The sequence below is a fragment of the Dysgonomonas sp. Shenzhen-Wh21 genome (assembly GCF_043392705.1).
Lineage (GTDB): Bacteria > Bacteroidota > Bacteroidia > Bacteroidales > Dysgonomonadaceae > Dysgonomonas.
The window spans coordinates 1-3,466 of the sequence record NZ_JAIXHZ010000171.1; the positions used below are offsets into that span (position 1 = coordinate 1).

Sequence of the window (3,466 nt, forward strand, 5' to 3'; positions counted from 1 at the left end):
GATATTTCACAAAAGTAATCCTGAGTAAAACATATGTCTTGCATAATCCTTTTAGCTTTAAATTTCGTTATCCACTGATAAGGAGCTTCATTGAAGCATTTTTGAAATTTTTTTATAAAGCCTGATGAGCTATAATTTGCAAGTTGAGCCAATTCAGAAATAGAATTTACCCTTAAACAGTTGTTTTTAACCAAGTCTGCGAACAATATATTCTCATCTAATAGAGGATGGAGAAACACACTTATCTCCTTCATCGAGTAATATTCTTTAATCAACATAAACAACTGATCCTCTATTAATTGATCTATACCATTCATGTCTATACCATCCTTAAGATATAGAAATATTAGCCTCCAGAACTCATGGAAGTGACCTCTCGCTTTCAGTATATTCCACTCCTCACCCTCCGAAATTTCTATAAGACTCTTTATTGAAGTCTGTGAAAAATGTCTGACAATATTTTCCAGTTTCAGAAATATCAAGACAGCCTTGTCTATTATCTCAAATTGTATAAACGTATCTTTTGTTATAAGGAGCGTCTCTCCTGTGGCTAGATTCCTTCGTCTATTTCTTTCGTAAGACACTGTTATGTTACCATTTAGTATATACACAAAGCTATCACTCGCTTCATATAATTTTCTACAAATGCCATTGTCTAATTCAATATACCTGAAGATACCGGAGTTGCTCATTTGCTAAATGTTTTTCTGTCACTTAGGAAATGACAGAAATTGATATTAGATTAAATTCAATTTTGAACTTATCGGGTCAGGCGTAAAAATATAAATGCTGTATCGATTAACCAAGAAATATTTGTTAAAAGTGAATTGGTTTATAATTCAAGAAAAAATATCCCTGCTTTAATTCAAATAGAAGAAATTACTTTCATATTTGCCTTATGGAGTGTTGCACTGTTGAATGAAGCTAAATATATCTGTGTTGTTTGCACAGAATTATGCCCAAACTTTCACTTATTACAGGTAAAGGAATATTTTTATTTTTGGCTATGGTAGCCCAACTATGGCGTGCAACGTAGCTAGTCAATATATTGTCCAATCCCAATAATATAGATATTTTGGCAAGTCTGTTATTATAAGTGCGCAAGGCGCTCTCATATTGAAGCCTGTCTTCTATCTTTTTACTTAATATAATGGGTAATAGATATTCCGAACCTTCTGTCTTGCTCTCATTCCGTTTTATAATGGAGATAATTTTGTCAGTAAGTCTGATTTTTAATAATTGTCCTGTTTTGTGGCGACGATACGCAATGTGCCCATCCTTGATGTTTTTCTTTTTCAGGTAGGCTATATCTACAAATGACATTCCTCTGGCATAGAAACTGAACATAAATAGTTGTTGAGCAAACTCCAACCCTGCGTCGTGCTTAAGATCCAGATTAGCAATCTTTTTTATAATATGTTCCTGCACTGCTCTTTTGGTAGTTCGTTCTATTCCGATAAAAGTATTATCGAACGGATTGGCTACAGGACGAGGAACAAGTAATTCTTTACAGGCTTTATTATATACAGCTCTCAGGTTTCTTATATAAAAAGATATTGTGTTTAAGGATTTACCCTCTTTCTTTAAGAACATTTCGAAACGCTTTACCATTGCATTATCAATTTTCGCAAGCAATATATCATCGCCTTTGTTGAACGCCACAAAGCAATTGAGCATACTACGATATGCCCTTGCTGTACGATATTGCCTATTAATTTGTAATTCCTGAGTTTGTATTTCAACATAATCGCTCAATAATAGCGATTCATTTTTCTTGTGAAAAAAGACATTCTTTAGTTTATCTAACATTTCAATTTAGGATAATTATCAATACTAGTTAACAAAGTGCTAAAATAACGATAAATATTAGCAAAAGATAGAAATGGCATCAGAAGCTTATAAGAATAGCGTCTTGTAGTTATATAAGGAAGGTGATACAAATTAAATGGCTTTATATGCTAGGGGAGTTAATCCGGTATGTTTCTTGAAAAATTTGGAAAAGAAAGAAGAATTAGAAAAATTTAGATCTTCCGATATTTGAACCACAGTGAGTTCTGTAGATTTCAGCATAACCTTTATTTTCATAATCACGATCTTATCTATCCATGTACTTGTCGATTGGCCGGTTGTTTTTTTCAATATTCTGCACAGATACCTCGATGTGATACATAGTTTATTGGCATAAAATAAGGCTGTTCTCTCCTTGATGTAGTGTTCAAATAACAGTCTGAAAAACTGTTCAGCTATAATTTCATTACGAGAAAAGGCTTTGGTATGTTCCTTTAATCTTTCATTTGAATATACTGAAACTGTTTCTTTAACTAAAGCCAAGAGTAAGTTTCTGGTTACTTCTTCCGTATATATATGCTTCTCCTTATTTATATTGTCTACAATAAACGAGTGTAATTGCAGTAGATAATCTACGTGATCAACCGACAGATCGATACATGGATGATAAATAATCTTATCTACAATATTAAAATTTTTGAGTAGAGGCTCACCAACAAAAAAGTCATTTGAAAAAATCAGAACGCCGATAAATAAGTCATCAGTTTTTTCAGTAGTTTCCATTATTTGGTTAGGAAGTACTGTAAATACTGTGTTTTCTTTGATTTTATATTCTCTGAAATTAATTTTTATTGTAGCATTACCTTTAAGGCATAGCCCCATAAGGATGCCTTCAATAGCGCAAGGGTAGTTGATTGATATCTTTGGCGGAACTTGTGTAGAGTTAACCGAAACAAAGTTAAGAACGGTAAAGTCTTCATTCTTTTTTGCGATTTCGGCAAAAGAAAATGTCGTAAGAGTGTTATTACTCATGGTATTAGCAATTCACTTTCTGCAATATTGCCAATTATTTTAAGAAAAGCAAACATTTACCATGAAAAATAAGCCGCCTCTTTGCTCTTTTCGTTAGATGATAACAAGTTTATTTTATAATATCTGTTCATATAATATATTAACTTATAACTGTATAGCTGCTATAACAATAGGAAATACAATTTTTCCTGTAACCCAATAGAACACATTTCTATACCTTAATATACATTAAATAAGCCAAAAAGTCCCTTTTGGAACATAACTGGGTAATATTGGAACTGCAAACCTCGCGATCTTCTATCGACATTTGTACTAGTATTAATTGGGATATTAAAGATGGTAAGGATTACAAGTTGCAGATTAAATCAGGCTAGAATAAAGTAAGTTTTTATTGTCATAAGTGTCCATATAATAAAAGAGGGAGATATGAAACACACAAGAGTATATCAAGAGTCACCAGATAAGCTTGAAATCTTGACGTGCAAGGTATCCAAGATGTTACATAAAAAAAGAAATCGGCTTTTGAGGGCTCTTTCCTAAAAGTTGTGGAGATATAATTTTTCCTAACTTTGTTTAATGGAAAGTGGCTATGAATTATTATTACCCGAAGGTTTGTTGGACTACTTTGAAGTAGTTGAAGTTGAGA

General features: G+C 32.4%; 3 protein-coding genes. All 3 read right to left on the bottom strand.

Annotated elements, in window-relative coordinates; translation table 11 throughout:
- A partial coding sequence (locus tag LDB17_RS12420; protein WP_393925049.1) for a hypothetical protein occupies positions 1-692 on the bottom strand: 692 nt, incomplete at its 3' end.
- Positions 693-924: 232 nt separating this feature from the next.
- On the bottom strand, positions 925-1,809 hold the full coding sequence (locus tag LDB17_RS12425; protein WP_252639263.1) for a site-specific integrase: 885 nt from the start codon (positions 1,807-1,809) through the stop codon (positions 925-927).
- A gap of 132 nt (positions 1,810-1,941) precedes the next feature.
- On the bottom strand, positions 1,942-2,820 hold the full coding sequence (locus LDB17_RS12430; protein ID WP_252639262.1) for an AraC family transcriptional regulator: 879 nt from the start codon (positions 2,818-2,820) through the stop codon (positions 1,942-1,944).
- Between the last annotated feature and the right edge of the window lie 646 nt (positions 2,821-3,466).